The 17,615-nt window shown below is 68.1% G+C and carries 17 protein-coding genes; 9 read left to right on the plus strand and 8 right to left on the minus strand.

What is annotated here, in order from left to right; all coding sequences use genetic code 11:
- The first annotated feature begins 35 nt into the window (after positions 1 to 35).
- A complete protein-coding gene (locus AC3EO7_RS14600) occupies positions 36 to 881 on the plus strand; it encodes a polyphosphate kinase 2 family protein (RefSeq protein ID WP_435591460.1) in 846 nt (281 codons plus the stop codon).
- A 308-nt stretch (positions 882 to 1,189) separates the two neighbouring features.
- Here the strand turns inward: AC3EO7_RS14600 and lexA are convergent, their stop codons facing one another.
- Positions 1,190 to 1,840: a transcriptional repressor LexA gene (gene lexA, locus AC3EO7_RS14605; RefSeq protein ID WP_431967017.1), complete on the minus strand. Its 651-nt coding sequence runs from the start codon at positions 1,838 to 1,840 to the stop codon at positions 1,190 to 1,192.
- Positions 1,841 to 2,027: 187 nt separating this feature from the next.
- A complete protein-coding gene (locus tag AC3EO7_RS14610; protein ID WP_431967019.1) occupies positions 2,028 to 2,807 on the minus strand; it encodes a class I SAM-dependent methyltransferase in 780 nt (259 codons plus the stop codon).
- Positions 2,808 to 2,925: 118 nt separating this feature from the next.
- Here AC3EO7_RS14610 and AC3EO7_RS14615 point away from each other — a divergent pair, with 118 nt between their 5' ends.
- From AC3EO7_RS14615 to AC3EO7_RS14630, 4 genes are all read left to right on the plus strand, one after another.
- Positions 2,926 to 3,156 carry a ribbon-helix-helix domain-containing protein gene (locus AC3EO7_RS14615; protein ID WP_435591461.1) on the plus strand — a complete coding sequence of 77 codons (231 nt, stop codon included), beginning with the start codon at positions 2,926 to 2,928 and terminating at the stop codon, positions 3,154 to 3,156.
- The gene (locus tag AC3EO7_RS14620; RefSeq protein WP_431967023.1) at positions 3,153 to 3,596 is read left to right on the plus strand and encodes a PIN domain-containing protein; all 444 of its coding nucleotides are present in this window, start codon (positions 3,153 to 3,155) and stop codon (positions 3,594 to 3,596) included. The genes AC3EO7_RS14615 and AC3EO7_RS14620 overlap by 4 nt, the downstream gene beginning before the upstream one ends.
- Before the next feature lie 207 nt (positions 3,597 to 3,803).
- Positions 3,804 to 4,553 carry a thioredoxin domain-containing protein gene (locus AC3EO7_RS14625; protein ID WP_431967025.1) on the plus strand — a complete coding sequence of 250 codons (750 nt, stop codon included), beginning with the start codon at positions 3,804 to 3,806 and terminating at the stop codon, positions 4,551 to 4,553.
- Complete coding sequence (locus tag AC3EO7_RS14630; protein ID WP_435591462.1) at positions 4,550 to 5,116, plus strand: vitamin K epoxide reductase family protein; 567 nt, start codon at positions 4,550 to 4,552, stop codon at positions 5,114 to 5,116. Before AC3EO7_RS14625 ends, AC3EO7_RS14630 begins: the two co-directional genes overlap by 4 nt.
- 28 nt (positions 5,117 to 5,144) lie before the next feature.
- On the opposite strand, the gene AC3EO7_RS14635 is transcribed toward AC3EO7_RS14630, so the two are convergent.
- Positions 5,145 to 6,245 carry a S1C family serine protease gene (locus tag AC3EO7_RS14635; RefSeq protein ID WP_435591463.1) on the minus strand — a complete coding sequence of 367 codons (1,101 nt, stop codon included), beginning with the start codon at positions 6,243 to 6,245 and terminating at the stop codon, positions 5,145 to 5,147.
- Between the two features lie 216 nt (positions 6,246 to 6,461).
- Here AC3EO7_RS14635 and AC3EO7_RS14640 point away from each other — a divergent pair, with 216 nt between their 5' ends.
- Positions 6,462 to 7,517: an NAD(P)-dependent alcohol dehydrogenase gene (locus AC3EO7_RS14640; RefSeq protein WP_431967031.1), complete on the plus strand. Its 1,056-nt coding sequence runs from the start codon at positions 6,462 to 6,464 to the stop codon at positions 7,515 to 7,517.
- A gap of 80 nt (positions 7,518 to 7,597) precedes the next feature.
- Complete coding sequence (locus tag AC3EO7_RS14645; RefSeq protein ID WP_435591464.1) at positions 7,598 to 8,830, plus strand: AI-2E family transporter; 1,233 nt, start codon at positions 7,598 to 7,600, stop codon at positions 8,828 to 8,830.
- Between the two features lie 149 nt (positions 8,831 to 8,979).
- On the opposite strand, the gene AC3EO7_RS14650 is transcribed toward AC3EO7_RS14645, so the two are convergent.
- Positions 8,980 to 9,570, minus strand: a complete 591-nt coding sequence (locus AC3EO7_RS14650; protein ID WP_435591465.1) for a TetR/AcrR family transcriptional regulator — start codon at positions 9,568 to 9,570, stop codon at positions 8,980 to 8,982.
- Positions 9,570 to 9,995, minus strand: coding sequence for a VOC family protein (locus AC3EO7_RS14655; protein ID WP_431967037.1), 426 nt, complete (start codon positions 9,993 to 9,995; stop codon positions 9,570 to 9,572). The genes AC3EO7_RS14650 and AC3EO7_RS14655 overlap by 1 nt, the downstream gene beginning before the upstream one ends.
- 206 nt (positions 9,996 to 10,201) lie before the next feature.
- Here AC3EO7_RS14655 and AC3EO7_RS14660 point away from each other — a divergent pair, with 206 nt between their 5' ends.
- On the plus strand, positions 10,202 to 10,489 hold the full coding sequence (locus tag AC3EO7_RS14660) for a hypothetical protein (protein ID WP_431967039.1): 288 nt from the start codon (positions 10,202 to 10,204) through the stop codon (positions 10,487 to 10,489).
- A 178-nt stretch (positions 10,490 to 10,667) separates the two neighbouring features.
- Here AC3EO7_RS14660 and metE read toward each other — a convergent pair whose 3' ends face one another.
- The 3 genes from metE to aceA form a co-directional block, all read right to left on the minus strand.
- Complete coding sequence (gene metE, locus AC3EO7_RS14665) at positions 10,668 to 12,971, minus strand: 5-methyltetrahydropteroyltriglutamate--homocysteine S-methyltransferase (protein WP_431967041.1); 2,304 nt, start codon at positions 12,969 to 12,971, stop codon at positions 10,668 to 10,670.
- 509 nt (positions 12,972 to 13,480) lie between these two features.
- Positions 13,481 to 14,353: a 3-hydroxybutyryl-CoA dehydrogenase gene (locus AC3EO7_RS14670; protein WP_431971312.1), complete on the minus strand. Its 873-nt coding sequence runs from the start codon at positions 14,351 to 14,353 to the stop codon at positions 13,481 to 13,483.
- A gap of 170 nt (positions 14,354 to 14,523) precedes the next feature.
- Positions 14,524 to 15,813 (minus strand): isocitrate lyase, encoded by a 1,290-nt coding sequence (gene aceA / locus AC3EO7_RS14675; RefSeq protein WP_431971311.1) that lies wholly within the window; start codon positions 15,811 to 15,813, stop codon positions 14,524 to 14,526.
- A gap of 486 nt (positions 15,814 to 16,299) precedes the next feature.
- On the opposite strand from aceA, the gene AC3EO7_RS14680 reads away from it, so the two are divergent.
- Positions 16,300 to 17,433: an alpha/beta hydrolase gene (locus AC3EO7_RS14680; RefSeq protein ID WP_435591466.1), complete on the plus strand. Its 1,134-nt coding sequence runs from the start codon at positions 16,300 to 16,302 to the stop codon at positions 17,431 to 17,433.
- Positions 17,434 to 17,615 lie beyond the last annotated feature (182 nt).

Raw genomic sequence — 17,615 nt, forward strand, 5'->3', positions numbered from 1 at the left:
GCTCCGGGCGCGGACAGACGTGGTAAGTGTGGTCGATGGTGAAGCACTGGTCTGTCCCGGTCACCGAGGCACTGAAAGCCGACGGTTTGCGGATCGCGGAACTGGCGACCTCGTCGACACCCGGATTCACCGGGGACAAGAAGAATGCCCAGAAGTTGCTGATGCAGCGCGGCGAGGCGCTCTCCGTGCTTCAGGAGAAGCTCTACGCCAACGGGCGCTCCGGCGACAAGCGCAGCGTGCTGCTGGTATTGCAGGGTATGGACACCGCGGGCAAGGGCGGCATCGTCCGGCACGTCATCGGTTCGGTGGATCCGCAGGGCGTCGACCACGCGGCGTTCGGCGTCCCGACCGACGAGGAGCGGCGGCACCACTACCTGTGGCGCATCCGCAACGCACTGCCGCGCGGCGGCCAGATCGGCGTCTTCGACCGCTCGCACTACGAGGACGTGCTGGTGGTGCGGGTGCACGAGCTGGTACCCCGCGAGGAGTGGGAGCCGCGCTACGACGAGATCAACCAGTTCGAGCGCGAGCTGATCGGCCAGGGCATCACCCTGGTGAAGGTCGCCATGTTCGTCTCGCTGGACGAGCAGAAGAAGCGGCTGCGCCAGCGGCTGGAGCGCCAGGACAAGTACTGGAAGTTCAACCCCTCCGACATCGATGAGCGCGCCTACTGGCCCGCCTACCACGAGGCGTACCAGGCCATGCTGGATCGCACGTCCACCGCCGACGCGCCCTGGTACGTGCTGCCCGCCGACCACAAGTGGTACGCCCGCCTCGCGGTCACCGAACTGCTCATCGATGCGCTGGAGAAGCTGGAACTCGACTGGCCCGCGGCGAATTTCGATATCGCCGAACAACTCCGCCGCTTGGAGCATGCCTAGCCTCGGACCCGATACTGCTCCAGCCGGAGATCCTTGCGCACACATCACCAACGCCTTGGGCACCTCCTCGCCCGCCCCGTCCCGTACGCCGATGACGGCCTCGTCGGCGACGGCGGGATGAGTGAGCAGCGGGCCGTGACACGCTGGTTTCTGCACAGCTGGGTGTTACGAAACCGATTGCTACGAAACGGGCGTCCGCGGAGATAACAGAACACACCGAGGCAATCGGTCGACCCGAACAGGTCCGCCTCGGTGCCCCATGCGGCCCCCGTCGTTCCCCTCCCGGCGGGGGCCGCCCGCCGTGCGCCTCAGATCCGGCGCATCACCGAGACGACCTTGCCGAGAATCACGGCCTCGTCGCCGTCGATGACGTCGTAGGCCGGGTTGCGCGGTTCCAGGTAGACGTGGCCGGTGCGGCGGCGATACACCTTGACGGTGGCTTCCTCGCCGATCATGGCGGCCACGATGTCGCCGGAGTGCGCCTCGCTCTGCTGGCGCACCACCACCGTGTCACCGTCGCAGATGGCGGCGTCGATCATCGAGTCGCCGCGCACGCGGAGCGCGAAAACCGTTCCGCGACCGACCAATTCGCGCGGGAGCGTCAATGTCTCGTCGGTGTGCTGCTCGGCCGGGATCGGTGCGCCCGCGGCGATGTCGCCGACCACGGGAACGGTGACCGCGGCGTCGGAGTGCTCCGCCCGCGCCGCGCCTTGGAGGAACAACCGCACGTCGATCGGGCGCGCCACCGCGGCGCCGCGGCGCAGAAAGCCCCTCTCCTCCAGGTTCTTCAGATGTTTGGAGACCGAGGACGCCGACTTCAGGCCGACCGCATCGCCGATCTGCCTGGTGTTCGGCGGATACCCGTATTCGACGACCCAGTCCCGGATCACGGCAAGGATGCGCTGCTGGCGCGGCGGCAGCGTCGAAGTGTCGAGATGCTCGAAGTCGTATCCGGTCACCCGGGGAATGCTAAGGGCGGGCTCGGACAAACCCCGCACGCGACGCCGGGCGGCCGGTCCGGAGCCGGGCGGCCCCCAGCGCGCGGCCCGTGCCACGCACGTTGCAGCGACGCCGGGCGGCCGGTCCGGAGTGCCGAGCGGCCCGAGACGGTGCAGCGTCCTGCGTTGCGGCGGGAGCGCCGCGCGATCAGGCCGGGCCGGGCCGGTGCGCGGTGAGCACCGGCTGAAAGAAGCCGGTCTCCTCCGGCGCATGCCAGGTCGGTTCGGCGAAACCCGCCTCCACGACGAACTCGGTGAGCTGCGCCCTGGTCAGCGCCCAGTACCGCGCGCCGCCCACCCGGACGGCCCAGCCGTCGCCACCCTCGGTGAGGCGGAACATCTCGAAGTCGTAGCGTTCGCCGTCGTCGTCCCAGTGCCAGAGCTGGAAGGTGATCGCGCGCCCCATGACCGACTCGATCGATTTCGGCGGCTGCCCAGCCGGTTTGGCGGCGCGCAGCGCGTCGTAGTCGCGGGTCGTCAGCACCAGCAGACCGCCCGGCCGCAGCACCCGCCACATCTCGCCGAGCGCGGTACCGACCTCGACGGCCGTCAGCAGATGCGGCAACGCGTTGTCGGCGCACACCACGGCATCCGCCCACCCGCCGTCGAAGGGCAGCGCCCGCATATCGCCTGCCAGCGTCGGCAGCCGCAACCCCCGGGTCCGCGCCTCCTCGGCCGCCCGCGCCGCCGCCACCGGACTCAAATCCATCCCCACCACGGCATGCCCGCACGCCGCCAACCCGATCGCCTGCGTCCCGATCCCACACGCCGCGTCCAAGACGGTCGACGGCCCCGCCCCCAGACGCCCCCGCAATACCCGATCCAACGCCCGCCCCTGCCCCGCGACCGCCGCGGGCCAGTCCTGGTAGAGCAGGTGGTAATCCCCGGCCAAATGGTCGTAGAAGTCGCGCGCGGTATCCCCGGACATGGCTCAACGGTAGACGGCGAGCGCCGGCGTCCGGGCGCGACAACGCTGCCATCAGTGGGCCGCCCACAGTCGAACGAGCCGTGGCCAAGCCAGTACCCTACGTAGTACCCTACATTCTATGAAGACCAAGACGAGCGTGTACCTCGAATCCCAGCAGGCGGCCCGTCTCAAGCAGGCGGCGAAGGAGTCCGGGCGGTCGGAAGCCGATCTCATTCGAGAAGGGATCGACCTCGTTTTGCTCCGCACACACCGGGTTCGCCGAAGCAGGCCATGGCCGTCATTCGACTCCGGGGATCCGAATTTCGCCGCCGACAGTGAGGAATCGCTCGGCGAGGCCTACGGGCGATGAGCTTCTTCATCGCTGACACCTCGGCGATCATCGCGGCCTACGATCGCGCCGCCGAGCTGCAGGATCGCGCGCGCGAATTCCTGGCCACCTCAGTGGCCGTCGTCTCGCCGCTGGTGCTCGATGAGATCGATCATCTGCTGATCGCCCGATTCGGCAAAGACCGTCGCATCGCCGATCTCGTCCTCGACGATCTGCTCACCTCTGCCGAGGAAGGCGCGGTACTCGTCCCACCGATCGATCATGACGATCTTCGAGCGTCGCAGCAGATCATGGGACAGTACCGCGGGCTGCGACTCGATCTCGCCGATGCGGTCAACGTAGTGCTCGCCGAGCGCTACCTGACCAACGACATCCTGACATTGGATGAGAAGGACTTTCGCGCCATCCGGCCACTGACGCCTGCCCACCCCTCGTTTCGGTTGCTGCTCCAAGACGCTTGAGCCGTCGGCGCCGTCGTGGGCCCGCGACGCCGTCGGCCTCGGGCTGAGCGGAGCCGAGGCCCGCTGAGCCTCCGCACGCGACATTTCGGAATCTCTCAGGTTGACGCACGATGATGTGGACCATGCCCGCTCGACGAGGAGTTCCGGAACTACCATCGTGGCGGCAGGCGAAACCGGCAGGCGAGCGAAAGGCGTGGTGAACGCACGGTGAGCAACAATCCGGGACGGACTAATCCGCTGCTGAAGGCGGAGCGCGCCGACCGCAACCGCAAGATCCTCATCCAGGTGGCGGTGGCCGCCGTGCTGATCGGCCTGGTGGCCGCGATCGGCATCGGACTCGCGATCAAGAAGGCGGAGAAGGACGATCCCGGTCCCACCCCGACCATCGCCGCGGCGCAGACGCCGGGCGCCGTCGGCGGCTCGATCACCGACAACGGCTCCATCCGGATCGGCAAGCCCGAGGCGAAGGTCACCGTCCGGTTGGTCGCCGACCTCCAGTGCCCGGCGTGCAAGGCCTTCGAGGCCACCTACGGCAAGGTGCTCGAGGACGCGGTGAGCACCGGCACCGCCGCGGTCGAATACAACATCATCTCGTTCCTGGACAAGGCCTCCACGACCCAGTACTCGACCCGCGCGGCCAACGCCTCCTACTGCGTCGCCGAGCAGGATCCGACCAAGTACCAGACGTGGCTGTCGGCGATGTTCGCCCAGCAGCCGCCGGAGGGCGGCAACGGCCTGCCCGACGAGAAGCTGATCGAGATCGCGAAGTCGGTCGGCTACACCGACGCCGTCGCGAGCTGCATCACCGACGGCACCTACGAGAAGTTCGTCGCGTCCACCACGAACAAGGCCTTCGACGGCGGCATCCAGTCGACGCCGACGGTGTTCGTGAACGGCAAGCAGGTCAACCCGAGCGCGCTCGAGCAGACCATCGCCGCGGCGGCCGCGGGCCAGTGATCGCCGCGCCACCCCGGTCCGCCTGGCTGCTGTTGATCTGCGGCCTCGCGGGCTGGCTCGCCTCGATGGCGCTGACCATCGAGCGGTTCAAGCTCTTCACCGATCCCGGCTACCGTCCCTCGTGCAGCATCAATCCGATCCTGTCCTGCGGCTCGGTCATGGTCACCGATCAGGCCGCGGTGTTCGGGTTCCCGAACCCGCTGCTCGGCATCGTCGCGTTCTCTGTCGTGGTCACGCTCGGCGTCCTCGCGGTGGCCGGGCTCGGGTTCCCGAAGTGGATCTGGGGCGGCCTGTGGCTGGGCACGGTCGCCGGCATCGGCTTCGTCTGCTGGCTCATCTTCCAGAGCCTGTACCGCATCAACGCGCTGTGCCCGTACTGCATGGTGGTCTGGGCGATCGTCACCCCGCTGTTCGCGGTGGCCACCGACCAGCTGTGGGGCGAGTCGCGCGGCCCGCTCCGCGTGCTCGCCGAATGGCGCTGGACCATCGTCGCGCTCTTCTACGCGGTGGTGCTGCTGCTGGTCTTCCTGCGGTTCCAGGATTACTGGCTGAGCCTGTTCTGACCCTGCCGCCTGTGCTGACGCGCTCGCGTCAGTTCGGCGCGCCCTTGCCGAGCACCACGGTCACCGTCCGCTCGACGCCGCCCACGCCGATCACGCCCAGGCGCACCGTGTCGTCGGGCTTGCGCACGTTGATCGCGGCGCGCAGAGCCCGAGCGGTGGTGACCGCCTTGCCGTCGATGGACGTGATCACCTCGCCGTCGGCGAGTCCGGCGGCAGCGGCGGGACTGCCGTAGATCGCGACATCGATGCGCGCGCCGCTCGGCTTCGCGTCGGAGATCAGCACGCCGAGCGTAGCCGTCGGGCCGATGTGCACCGTCTCGGTCGGCGTGCCGGAGCGGATCTGGCGCACCACCCGCATGGCGGCGTCGATCGGCACCGCGTAGCCGTTGGGCTGCCGATCGACCGCCCGGTCGCGATCGCCCGACGCCGCGGTGATCACGCCGACGATCGCACCGCGCCGATCGGCCAGCGCTCCCCCCGACTGCCCCGAACTCACCGCGGCCGCGATCTCCAGCATCCCCGACAGCGCCTTGCGGGAGAGATCGGCCGAGTTCAGCGCGACGATCGTGCTGTCGAGATCGGTGATCTTTCCGGTGATCGCGGTCGGCGGGCCGCCCGTGCCACCCGCGTTGCCGATCGCGAGCACCTCGTCGTCCAACCGCAGATCGGCGGCACTGCCGAGCTGCGCGATCGTGAGTCCGGCGGCGTCGGCCAGCTCGAGCAGGGCGATGTCGGCGCTGGAGTCGTAGCCGAGCACGTTCGCGGAGTAGACCTCCCCCGTGCCGACCGACGTCACGGTGACCGATTCGGCGCCTTTGACCACGTGATGGCTGGTCAGTACCTGTCCATCGGCGGTGAGCACGATGCCCGAGCCCGCGGCCCCCTGACCGAACATCTGGGCGGCGGTGCTGATGTTCACCAGGGCCGGTTTCACGGCGGCCGCGACGGCGACCGGGTCCATCGGCGGGGCGGCTTCGTGCTCCATCGGCGCGACGACCGAGCCAGGGTCGGTGAACGGCCAGCCCGGCAGCTCACCGCGATACCCGAGGAAGCCGGCGAGGCTGAGCAGGGCGACCACGATCAGCGCCAGCGCCCGCCCGCCGCCGCTCCCGCGTCGTCCGTCGTCCATGGCACTCCCGCCTCTGCTACGCCTGACGAATTCCATTGTGGCCGGAGATCTTCACCGTAGATCAGGATTTCCGGCCGTCGCACCCGCCGAGGGTCGGAAAACCGGGCAGGATGGACATCCCCCGCGCTCCCCGGGGCAAACCCGTCTCGGCAAACACGCGGCGTCGCGAAGCCGTATAGGTTGGCAATCCGCGCATGCGACGGTAGGCATGTATTCATGAGCACTGTTGCCGCCGCCTACGCCCTGCCCGCTCCCGACGGAGCCTTCGAGAAGGTCACCATCGAGCGCAGGGAACTCGGTCCGCACGACGTGCTGATCGACGTCAAGTACGCGGGCATCTGTCATTCGGACATCCACACCGCCCGCGACGAATGGGGCGGCACCCGCTACCCGTGCGTGCCGGGCCACGAGATCGCGGGCCTGGTGGCCGCGGTGGGTTCTGCGGTGAGCAAGTACAAGGTCGGCGACCGGGTCGGCGTCGGCTGCATGGTCGACTCCTGCGGTAAGTGCGGTCCGTGCCTGGCCGACGAGGAGCAGTACTGCCAGGTCGGCGCCACCATGACCTACAACTCCGCCGTCGCGCCCGAGGTGCAGCCGGGCGGCTACACCATGGGCGGCTACGCCACCCGGGTCGTGGTGACCGAGAACTTCGTGGTGTCGATCCCGGAGGGCATCGGACTCGACGTGGCCGCGCCGCTGCTGTGCGCGGGCGTCACCCTGTTCTCGCCGCTGCGGCACTGGCAGGCCGGGCCCGGCAAACACGTCGCGATCATCGGCATGGGCGGGCTCGGGCACATCGGCGTGAAGATCGCCGCGGCGATGGGCGCGGAGGTCACCGTGCTGAGCCACTCGCTGAGCAAGCAGGACGACGGCAAGCGGTTCGGCGCGGACCACTACTACGCCACCGGCGACCGCCAGACCTTCCGCGAACTGCGCGGCCGCTTCGACCTCATCCTCAACACGGTCTCGGCCGACCTGCCGCTGGACGACTACATGAAACTGCTGAACCTGGACGGCACCCTGGTGATCCTCGGCCTGCCCGAGAACCCGTTGAGCGTCAAGCCGTTCACCCTCGCCGGCTACCGCAGGTCGCTGTCGGGCTCGATGATCGGCGGTATCGCGCAGACCCAGGAGATGCTGGACTTCTGCGCCCAGCACGGCATCGGCGCCGAGATCGAACTGATCTCCGCCGACGAGATCGACAACGCCTACGACCGCGTCGTCGCCAGCGACGTGCGATACCGCTTCGTCATCGACACCGCGACCATCTAGGAGTACTTCCGGCGGGCACGGGTTCGCGCCGCGCTGGCATGTTGCGGGCGGCCGGACGCGCAGCTCAGTACCGTGGTTTTGTGTCCGTGGATGACCAAGACTCGACCACGCCGAAGTCCGGTGCGGATTCCCACGCGCCCGGGTCCGAGAAGCCGAAGGCCGAGGCGTCGACGTCCGACGTCTCGAACGCGCCGCCGCCGTGGCTGTTGCGCGCCTTCCTGCTCGCCGCCGCCACGGTCGCGGGACTGATCGTCGGGTTCTGGGTGCTCCAGCGGCTCCAGGGTTTGCTGACCGTGCTGATGGTCTCGCTGTTCCTCGCCTTCGCCATCGAGCCCGCGGTCAACTGGCTCGCCGCGCGCGGGGTGCGGCGCGGCATCGCGACGGGCGTGGTGTTCCTCGGCCTGTTGCTGATCGTCGTCGGATTCCTGTGGACGCTGGGCTCACTGCTCGTCAATCAAGTGACCACGCTGGTGCAGAACGCGCCCGAATACGCCGACCGGATCGTCGACTGGGTCAACAACACCTTCCACACGGAACTGTCCGGCACCGACATACAGAAATACGCGACGGAGTGGAGCGACCAGATCGAGGGCTATCTGGTCGGCCTCGCCGAAAATGCCTGGGGCATCGGAACGGCCGCCATCGGCGCGCTCTTCCAGGGGCTCGGCGTCTTGCTGTTCACCTTCTATTTCGCCGCCGACGGACCGCGCTTCCGCAATGCCGTGTCCTCGCTGCTGCCGCCGCATCGCCAGCGGCACGTGCTGCGCGCCTGGGACATCGCGGTCGACAAGACCGGCGGCTACATCTATTCGCGCGGCCTGCTCGCCGTCTGCTCGACGCTCGCGCACTACGTGGTGCTGCGGATACTCGACGTGCCATCGGCTTTCGCGCTCGCGCTGTGGGTCGGCGTGGTCTCCCAGTTCATTCCGACCGTCGGCACCTACCTGGCGGGCGCGCTTCCGGTGATCGTCGCGATGGTGAACGGCGGCCCCGGCGACGCGCTGTGGATCCTCGGCTTCATCGTCCTGTACCAGCAGTTCGAGAACTACGTGTTGCAGCCGCGCATCACCGCCACCACGCTCGACATGCACCCCGCGGTCGCCTTCGGCGCGGTGATCGCGGGCGCCGCGTTACTCGGGGCCACCGGCGCCCTGCTCGCCATCCCCGTCACCGCGACCGTGCAAGCCTTCGCGGGGGCCTACATCCGGCGCTACGAGGTGGAGACCGACGTCGAATCCCCGGCCCCCGAGCCGCCCAAGCGCAACGGCCGGAACCGGCTGCGGGAATTGATGGTCCGGATTACCCGCGCCTAGCACTGAAGGGTGCGTCGTCCTCCGTCTTGCGATGCGGCGACCGAACACAGTCCCGCGTTTACCGATGCTCCGGTGCGCGTCCGGGCGGCCCAACTGCGCGCGAAAGCAGATCGGAGCGGCAACCGTACAACGGGCCGCCTTCTGTTTCGCTAGGGAAGGCGGCCCGTGCCGTCCCCCGCCGCGACCAAGCGCATGACCGCGTCCACCGACGCTTCGGCGAGTTCGTCGTCCAGCGGCAGGTGGCCGAACAGCGCGCGAAAGTAGATCGGAGCGGCGACGGCGTCGAGGACGAAGTCCATATCGATGTCGGGGCGGACCTCGCCGCGCCGGACCGCCGCGCGTAGTGCGATTTCCGTGGTCTGCCGCCGGGGCTCGAAGACCGTGGCCAGGAAGTGCTCGCGCAGTTCCGGATCATTGCTCAGATCGGCGAGCAGCGCGGGGAGCACCCGATCGAGCGAGGTATCGCGGAGCGCAGCGACGAGATCGCGCATCGCCGCGGTCAGATCGGCGCGCAGGTCGCCGGTGTTCGCGGTGGGCCGCAGGCCGAGGAGATCGGCGACCACCGCCACCACCAGGTGCCGTTTGGAGGGCCAGCGCCGGTAGATCGCGGGACGGTGAATTCCCGATCTGGTGGCCACCCCGCCGATCGAGAGCTCGGCATATCCGTTCTCGCTCAGCAGTTCTCGCGCGGCGATCAGCACCGCCGCATCGATCCGATCGTCGCGCGCGCGGCCTGCCATCAGAACACCGGCCGCGGCATCAACATGACCAGCCAGCCGTCCGGATCGGGAAAAGCCAAGCCGCCGTGCGCCGCCCAGTACGGATTCTCGACGGGCACCGGCTCGACGCCGAATTCACCGAGCCGCTGCGCGACGTCGTACATCTGCGCCTCATCCTCGAAACAGAGGACCAGCAGATTCTCGGAACTCGGTGCGGCGCAGGGACTTCCGTCCACATGCGAGGTGAACTCGAGGTGATACTCGGCGCCGGGCAGACCGAGCATCACACCGTCGTACCCCGCGTGGTTCTCGAATCGGTACAGCTCGCGAAGGCCGAGCCCCTCGACGTAGAACCGCACCACCTCGTCCAGCCGATCCGTCGGCCGCGCGACCCGTACCTGGGCCACCCGTAGCGAATCGGGCCACGCGCGTTCATCCACAGTCATACCCAAATAATACGGTACGGACCGTACCGAAATAGCGGGTTGCGACCGGAACGGAAGCTTCACCTTGGTGGGTTCGAACCACTTGGAGGGTGCGCTGGCGTGCACCCTGGGTGTCCTTTCGACGCGATCCGGCGTCGAGCAGTCTGGACGGCGTCATCACGACAGCGGGACCGCCCCGCCACACCGACACGAAGGAGCACCCTCGTATGACCTCGAACCAGCGCTCGACCCGCCGCACCCACCGGTTCGCCCGCGCCATGGCTATCGCCGCGGCGCCCGCCCTACTGGGCGCGGGCCTGCTGACGGCAGGCGTGGCCCAGGCTGGTCAGGACGCCAATCTGGCGACCTGTACCTGGCCCAACCTGGTGTGCGGAGGGCAGGTCGATCTGACCCCCGGCGGCCAGACCGACCTCACCCCGGGCGGCCAGACCAACCTCACTCCCGGCTCATCGACCGAGAATTACGACTCCTACGGTAACTACTACTACTACTGATCACGGTGCCTGCGTGCGGCTCCGCCGCGCTGGCGCCACTCCCTTGGCAGCGAGAGCAATTGCCGACCCACTCGGCTGAGGTACACACCGTAGCGAGTTGAGGTCCCCGCCGCAGAGGCGTGAAAAACAACGGGCCGCGTTTCCATTTCGTGACGGAAAAGCGGCCCGTTTCGGCTGACTATTCGGCCGTCGGCATGCGACGCCGGATGCGCCGCGCGGCGGCGACCAGATTGCGCAGCGAGGGCTCGAGCTGCCAATAGTGCCGGGTCTTGAGTCCGCCGTCCGGATTGGCCCACAGCCGTTCCGGGGTGACAGCCTCGGCCGCTGCCGTGAGCAGTTCGTCGAGCTCGTCGATGTCCGGGATACGGGCCGAACGGCTTTCGTACACACCGGGACCGACACCGTGGCTCAGGCCGTGGCCCGACGCGCAGTCCTCCTTGAGCGCCTTGAGCACCCATTCGATGGAGCGAGTGGCGACGATCGCGGTGACGTCGGCGTCGAGCTGATCGATCGCCTCCACGACCTCGGCGCGACCGGAATAGCCGATGTGCGTGTGGATCTGGGTCTCCGGCCGCACACCAGAGGTGGCCAGCCGGAACGCGCCGACCGCCCAGCGCAGGTACTCCGCGCGGCCGACGTCGCGCAGCGGCAGCATCTCCCTGATCGCGGGCTCGTCCACCTGGATGATGGCGATGCCCGCCTTTTCCAGATCCACCACCTCGTCACGGATCGCCAGCGCCACCTGGTCGGCGGTCTCGTGCAGCGGCTGGTCTTGCCGCACGAACGAACGCGCGATCATGGTGACCGGGCCGGTCACCATGCCCTTGACCGGCCGGTCGGTGAGCGACTGGGCGTAGGTGATCCACTCCACCGACATCGGCGCCGGGCGCGAGACGTCGCCGTAGATGATCGGCGGTCGCACACAACGGGATCCGTACACCTGCACCCAGCCGAAGTGGGTGGTCGCGAAGCCGTCGAGCAGCTCGGCGAAGTACTGGATCATGTCGTTGCGCTCGTGCTCGCCGTGCACCAGCACGTCGAGGCCGATGTCCTCCTGCAGACGGATGGTGGCCTCGATCTCGGCCTCGATCCGCTTGCGGTACTCGTCGTAGGACAGCCGTCCCTCGCCGAGTTCGTACCGGGCCTGGCGAATTCGGTCGGTCTGCGGGAACGAGCCGAGCGTGGTGGCGGGCACCGGAGGCAGGTTCAGCTTGGCCTGCTGGGCGATTCGGCGCTGCTCGTAGGGCTCGCGCTCGCGCATCTGCGGCGTGATCGCGTAAACCCGTTGGCGCACCGCGTGCTTCTGCTTGAAGTGCACTTCCGTCGGCCGCTTGCGCCACTTCTCCGAGGGACCCTCGGTGAGCGCCTTGGCGAGCGAAACCACCTCGCCCACCTTTTGTTTCGCGAAGGCGAGGCGATCGGCGACGTTGCCCTCGATGTCGTATTCGACGAGCAGGTCGTAGGGCACGTGCAGCAGCGTGCTTCCGGTGGAGACCACCAGATCCGGGCACACCTTGGCCAGTTCGTTGAGGTACTCCAGCGTCACGAAACGGTCGGCGCGCCACACGTTGCGGCCGCTGATCACGCCCGCGTACAGCCGCTTGCGGCGGATGCCGGGCACCTCGGCGAGATCCTCGGGGCGGATGCGGTGGCTGGCCAGGTCCAGACCGATGGCCTCGACATTGGACGCGGCGAGGATGGCCAGCGCCGGTCCGAAATCGCCGTACTGACCGGTGACGAGCATGCGTGGCCGCAGCGGCGCCTTGGACAGCCGCTGGTAGGCCAGCTCGAACGCGGCCAGCTCGGCCTCGCTGCGCTCGCTGGTGAACGCGGGCTCGTCCAGCTGGACGCAGGTGGCGCCGCGCTTGGCGAGGATCTCGAACAGCTCCTCGTAGACCGGGAGCAGCTTGTCGAGCAGGGTCAGCGTGTCGAACTCGGCCTCGCCGGGCACCTGCCCCGCCTTGGAGAGCAGCAGCAGCGAGAGCGGGCCCAGCATGACCGGACGTAGCTCGATGCCGCGCTCCTTGGCCCGGTCGAACTCATCGAGCAGAGCTTCGGGATGCAGCGAGAAATCGGTCTCGGCGTCGAGTTCGGGCTGGCGGTAGTGGTAGTTGGTGCCGATGTAGCGCACCAGCTCCAGCGGCGGCAGGTCGGGCCGCCCGCGCGCCATCAGGAAGTAGAAGTCCAGCGGCTCCATCACGTCCTGGTAGGGCTGGAACCGCTTCGGCACCGCGCCGAACATCAGCGCGTTGTCCAGCACGTGGTCGTAGAAGGAGAAGGTGTTGCCCGGCACCTGGGTGAGCCCGGTGGCGGCCAGCTCGCTGAACTGCTGTTCCTGGATGTCGCGACCGACCTCGAGCAGTTCCTCACGCGAGAGCGAGCCCCGCCAGTAGGACTCCAGCGCCCGCTTGAGTTCCCGGTGCGGTCCGATCCTGGGATACCCCAGAATGCTCGACCCGTAGCCATCCGTGACGTTGACCATGCGCGGCAACTCCCTTTCGATCACCTGCGCGATATCCGCTCCGCACGGCGGACGACGCACAACACTGCGCTTTCCGGTGTCCGGCCGAGCCGTGCCAACGGCCCGGCATCCTTGCAGCCTATGCCGATTACTACTGCTGTCACTGCGAAGCGCTGGTGGCGGCGCCTCACCTCATTCGGCCCGACCATTGATCGACCGCACATCCACAACACACCCGGCCACCTCAGGGGAGAGTCTCAGGCCGTCAGACTCGGGCTGGCACGACCTCCGACCGATCGCACCATCCACGCACTCCCAGCCACCCCTAGGGCGAGTCTTACGAGCCCGTTCGCGGCCCGTCTCGCGTCCGAGCGGTCGCGACGCATGCGCCGCAGGCGCGAGACGCGACCGCTCGGACGCGAGACACCAGGGGGCCGCGAACACGCGCGCGCCAGCGCGCCAACAGACACAGCTCGCGTACCCGCTCTGGATCATCGCACTTGCGAACTCAGCGCCAGCGCGCCAAAAACTCAGCGGTTGTTGTACTGGTAAAAGCCCGCGCCGGTCTTCTTGCCGAGCAGCCCCGCCTCGACCATCCGCATCAGCAGCGGCGGCGCGGAGTACAGCGGCTCCTTGAACTCGGCGTACATCGAGTCGGCGATGGACTTGACGGTGTCGAGGCCGACCAGGTCGGTCAGCGCGAGCGGGCCCATCGGGTGGGCGCAGCCGAGCACCATGGCCTTGTCGACGTCGTCCTTGGTCGCGAAACCGGATTCGACCATGCGGATGGCGGACAGCAGGTACGGCACCAGCAGCGCGTTGACGACGAAGCCGGAGCGGTCGGCCGAGCGGACGACCTGCTTGCCGAGCACGTCACCGGCGAAAGCCTCGGCGCGCTCGGAGACCGACGCGCTGGTCTTCAGCGTGGTGACCAGCTCCACGAGCGGCAGCACCGGCACCGGGTTGAAGAAGTGCATGCCGAGGACGCGCTCGGGGTTGGCGGTCGCGACGGCGATCTTCATGATCGGGATGGAGGAGGTGTTGGAGGCGAGCACCGCGCTCGGGTCGGTGACGACCTTGTCGAGCTCGGCGAAGATCGAGGTCTTGACCTCTTCGCTCTCCAGCACGGCCTCGACGACCAGCTGACGGTCGGCGAAGTCGCCGAGGTCGGAGGTGAAGCGCAGGCGCCATGCGGCCTGCTCACGCTCACGCTCGGTGATCTTGCCGCTGCTCACCCCACGGTCCAGCGAGCGCAGGATGCGAGCGCGACCGGCAGCCGCTAGTTCCCGAGTCTGTTCGTAGACGAGCACGTCGACGTGCGCCCTGGCGCACACCTCCGCGATTCCGGCACCCATCTGTCCGGCGCCGATGACGCCGACACGCTGAATCTTCTCGCTGCTCACGTCCCGCTCCTGCTGGTCTGGTGTGGCTGGGATGGCTTGGGTCTGGGATGGCTTGGGTTTTGGTCCAAGGTATAGGGATGCCCTCCCCGCCGGGGCTGTTCGGCGGGGAGGGCGGTACACCCCTACTGGAGTAGAGGGTTGTCGGCCTGCATCACTGCGGGCTGGTCAACTCAGTGGAACTGACCCTCTTCGGTGGAGCCCTTGAGCGCCGCGGTGGAGGTGTTCGGGTCCACGGTGGTGGCGATGGTGTCGAAGTAGCCGGCACCGACCTCACGCTGGTGCTTGATGGCGGTGAAGCCACGCTCGGCGGCAGCCTTGAACTCGCGCTCCTGCAGGTCGACGAAGGCGGTCATGCCCTCGCGAGCGTAGCCGTGGGCCAGGTCGAACATGCCGTAGTTCAGCGAGTGGAAGCCGGCCAGGGTGATGAACTGGAACTTGAAGCCCATCGCGCCGAGCTCCTTCTGGAACTTCGCGATGGTCGCGTCGTCCAGGTGCGCCTTCCAGTTGAAGGACGGCGAGCAGTTGTAGGCCAGCAGCTGGTCCGGGAACTCGCCACGGACGGCCTCGGCGAACTTGCGCGCGACCTCGAGGTCCGGCACACCGGTCTCCATCCAGATGAGGTCGGAGTACGGGGCGTAGGCCTTGGCACGCGCGATGCAGGGCTCGATGCCGTTCTTCACACCGAAGAAGCCCTCGGCGGTACGGGTGCCGTCCAGGAACTCACGGTCGCGCTCGTCCACATCGGAGGTGATGAGGGTGGCGGCCTCGGCGTCGGTGCGGGCGATGACCACGGTCGGCACGCCGGCGACGTCGGCAGCCAGGCGCGCGGAGGTCAGGGTGCGGATGTGCTGCTGGGTGGGGATCAGCACCTTGCCGCCCAGGTGGCCACACTTCTTCTCGGAGGCCAGCTGGTCCTCCCAGTGCGAACCGGCGACACCGGCCGCGATCATGGCCTTCTGCAGCTCGTAGACGTTGAGCGCGCCACCGAAGCCGGCCTCGCCGTCGGCGACGATCGGAGCCAGCCAGTTGGCGACGGAGGTGTCACCCTCGACCTTGGCGATCTCGTCGGCGCGCAGCAGCGCGTTGTTGATGCGGCGCACGACCTGCGGCACCGAGTTGGCCGGGTACAGCGACTGGTCCGGGTAGGTGTGGCCGGACAGGTTCGCGTCACCGGCGACCTGCCAACCCGACAGGTAGATGGCCTTCAGGCCGGCGCGGACCTGCTGGACCGCCTGGTTGCCGGTGAGGGCACCGAGGGAGTTGATGTAGTCCTCGTTGTTCACGAGATCCCACAGGATCTCCGAGCCGCGGCGAGCGAGCGTGTGCTCCTCGACGACGGAACCCTGGAGCTTCACCACCTGGTCCGCGGTGTAGTTACGGGTGATGCCCTTCCAGCGCGGGTTGGTGTCCCAATCCTGCTGGATTTCCGCAGCGGTCTTCGGGGTGCCGGTGGTCGACATCTCTGACTCCACTTCTTCTTTGGTCGGTCGGTGCCGCTCGCCGAGATTCCACTCGGACTGCTGGAGCGACGATTTGCAGGCTTGCTAGGCCCATGGGGTGTACTTCCACACGATGGCACACCACGAAATAGCCGTCTACCTGTTGCTAATGTGAATCTCAGCTAGGTTTCGCCCGGTGAGTGCTAACTTTGCAAAGTTTGCGGGCGAATTGCAAGTAATGAACCTACCCGCAGGTAGCTCTGACGTGGGGTTTTAGCGTAACGCTCGTACTGTTTGTGATCTCCGGCCACCCCCGCGGCAACACGCCGGAGCATTCCGGTCTGTGAGTGGATTCACAGGGTGGGGCGGCCGCCCTCGGTGTGGGCCCGGACACCCTTCGCCGCGAATCGCGCGAGCGGATACGGCAGACTTGAACCGAGAATCAATCTCGATCAAGCGTCCAACTCCAGTCGGAGCATCCACGCGACGCCATCGAACAGGAGCCCCATGCGGAAACTGTGCCTCGCCGCGGCCGTCACGGCCTGCGCGACCGCCCTGCTGTCCCCCTCCACCGCGAGCGCCGAGCCCGCCGCGGGCACGGTCGAGTCGGTCGCCCCGCTCGCCGCGGTCGCGACGCCGCCCGACGCGGCGGACGCGGCCCGCCTGCTCTATCGCTCCACGACCGCCGGCGACGCGCCGACCACCGCGAGCGCGGCCGTCTACTTCCCGGCCGGAACGCCACCCGAGGGCGGCTGGCCGGTGATCGCATGGGCGCACGGCACGGTCGGCCTCGGCGACGACTGCGCCTACAGCATCGCCGGCCCCGGCGCCCGCGAACGCGACTGGGCCTACCTGGGCACCTGGCTGAAGCAGGGCTACGCCGTGGTCGCCGCCGACTACGCCGGGCTCGGCACCCCGGGCGAGCACCCCTACCTCAACGGCACCGTCGAGGCGCACAACGTGGTGGACGCGGTGAAGGCCGCGACGCGGCAGTACCCGTCGCTGGCGAAGAAGTGGGTCGTGGTCGGCCAGTCGCAGGGCGGCGGCGCGGCAGTCTTCACCGCGCGCTACGCCACCGAGTTCGGCGGACCCGAACTCGACTACCGCGGCGCCGTCGGCACCGGCGTCCCCGCCTACATCGAGGACATCCTGCTGCCGCTCGGCCCCGGCATGCCGCCGATAGAGCTGGGCCCGCACACCACCGCCTACGTCCTGTACATCCTCAACGGACTGCGCACCACATACCCCGAACTCGACATCGACTCCTACCTGACCGACGCGGGCCGAGACTGGCTCACCCGCGCCCGCACCGCCTGCATCAACCCGTTCGGCGAAGAGCTCGCCGCCGCCGAAGTGGTCCTCGGCGACCTGTTCGCCCGCCCGCTCGCCCAGATCCCCGACCTCCGCGGCGTCCTGACCAGGACCATGGGCCTGCCCCAATCCGGCTACGACCGCCCGCTCTTCCTCGGCCAGGGCCTGCGCGACACCGACGTCATCACCCCCGCCACCCTCGCCTTCGCCGCCACCCTGCAAACAGGCGGGCAGCCGGTCACCCTGCGCACCTACCAGCAGGATCACAGTGGAGCGGTGAACGCCTCCCTCCCCGACTCCGTCCCCTTCGTGCGAAACCTGTTCTTCTGAACGGGGTCTCGCACTTTGCAATACCCGCCTCGGCGTCGACATGCTGCCGTTGACCGAGGATCTGCGGGCCATCCTGGCCGGTCCCAGCGGCATGGAGGAACTTCGATGCGTCGTGACGTACATACTTATTGTCGGCGACACCCAGGAAACCGATCTGGATCCACTCATCGATCGACTCGGTC

Source organism: Nocardia sp. bgisy118 (assembly GCF_057708605.1).

Coding starts and splice junctions, on each gene's coding strand:
- aceA (WP_431971311.1), bottom strand. CDS start 15,813: ATGTCGACCACCGGCACCCCGAAGACCGCTGCGGAAATCCAGCAGGAT.
- AC3EO7_RS14660 (WP_431967039.1), top strand. CDS start 10,202: ATGACCTCGAACCAGCGCTCGACCCGCCGCACCCACCGGTTCGCCCGC.
- AC3EO7_RS14615 (WP_435591461.1), top strand. CDS start 2,926: ATGAAGACCAAGACGAGCGTGTACCTCGAATCCCAGCAGGCGGCCCGT.
- metE (WP_431967041.1), bottom strand. CDS start 12,971: ATGGTCAACGTCACGGATGGCTACGGGTCGAGCATTCTGGGGTATCCC.
- AC3EO7_RS14640 (WP_431967031.1), top strand. CDS start 6,462: ATGAGCACTGTTGCCGCCGCCTACGCCCTGCCCGCTCCCGACGGAGCC.
- AC3EO7_RS14655 (WP_431967037.1), bottom strand. CDS start 9,995: ATGACTGTGGATGAACGCGCGTGGCCCGATTCGCTACGGGTGGCCCAG.
- AC3EO7_RS14600 (WP_435591460.1), top strand. CDS start 36: ATGGTGAAGCACTGGTCTGTCCCGGTCACCGAGGCACTGAAAGCCGAC.
- AC3EO7_RS14635 (WP_435591463.1), bottom strand. CDS start 6,245: ATGGACGACGGACGACGCGGGAGCGGCGGCGGGCGGGCGCTGGCGCTG.
- AC3EO7_RS14650 (WP_435591465.1), bottom strand. CDS start 9,570: ATGGCAGGCCGCGCGCGCGACGATCGGATCGATGCGGCGGTGCTGATC.
- AC3EO7_RS14610 (WP_431967019.1), bottom strand. CDS start 2,807: ATGTCCGGGGATACCGCGCGCGACTTCTACGACCATTTGGCCGGGGAT.
- AC3EO7_RS14680 (WP_435591466.1), top strand. CDS start 16,300: ATGCGGAAACTGTGCCTCGCCGCGGCCGTCACGGCCTGCGCGACCGCC.
- AC3EO7_RS14620 (WP_431967023.1), top strand. CDS start 3,153: ATGAGCTTCTTCATCGCTGACACCTCGGCGATCATCGCGGCCTACGAT.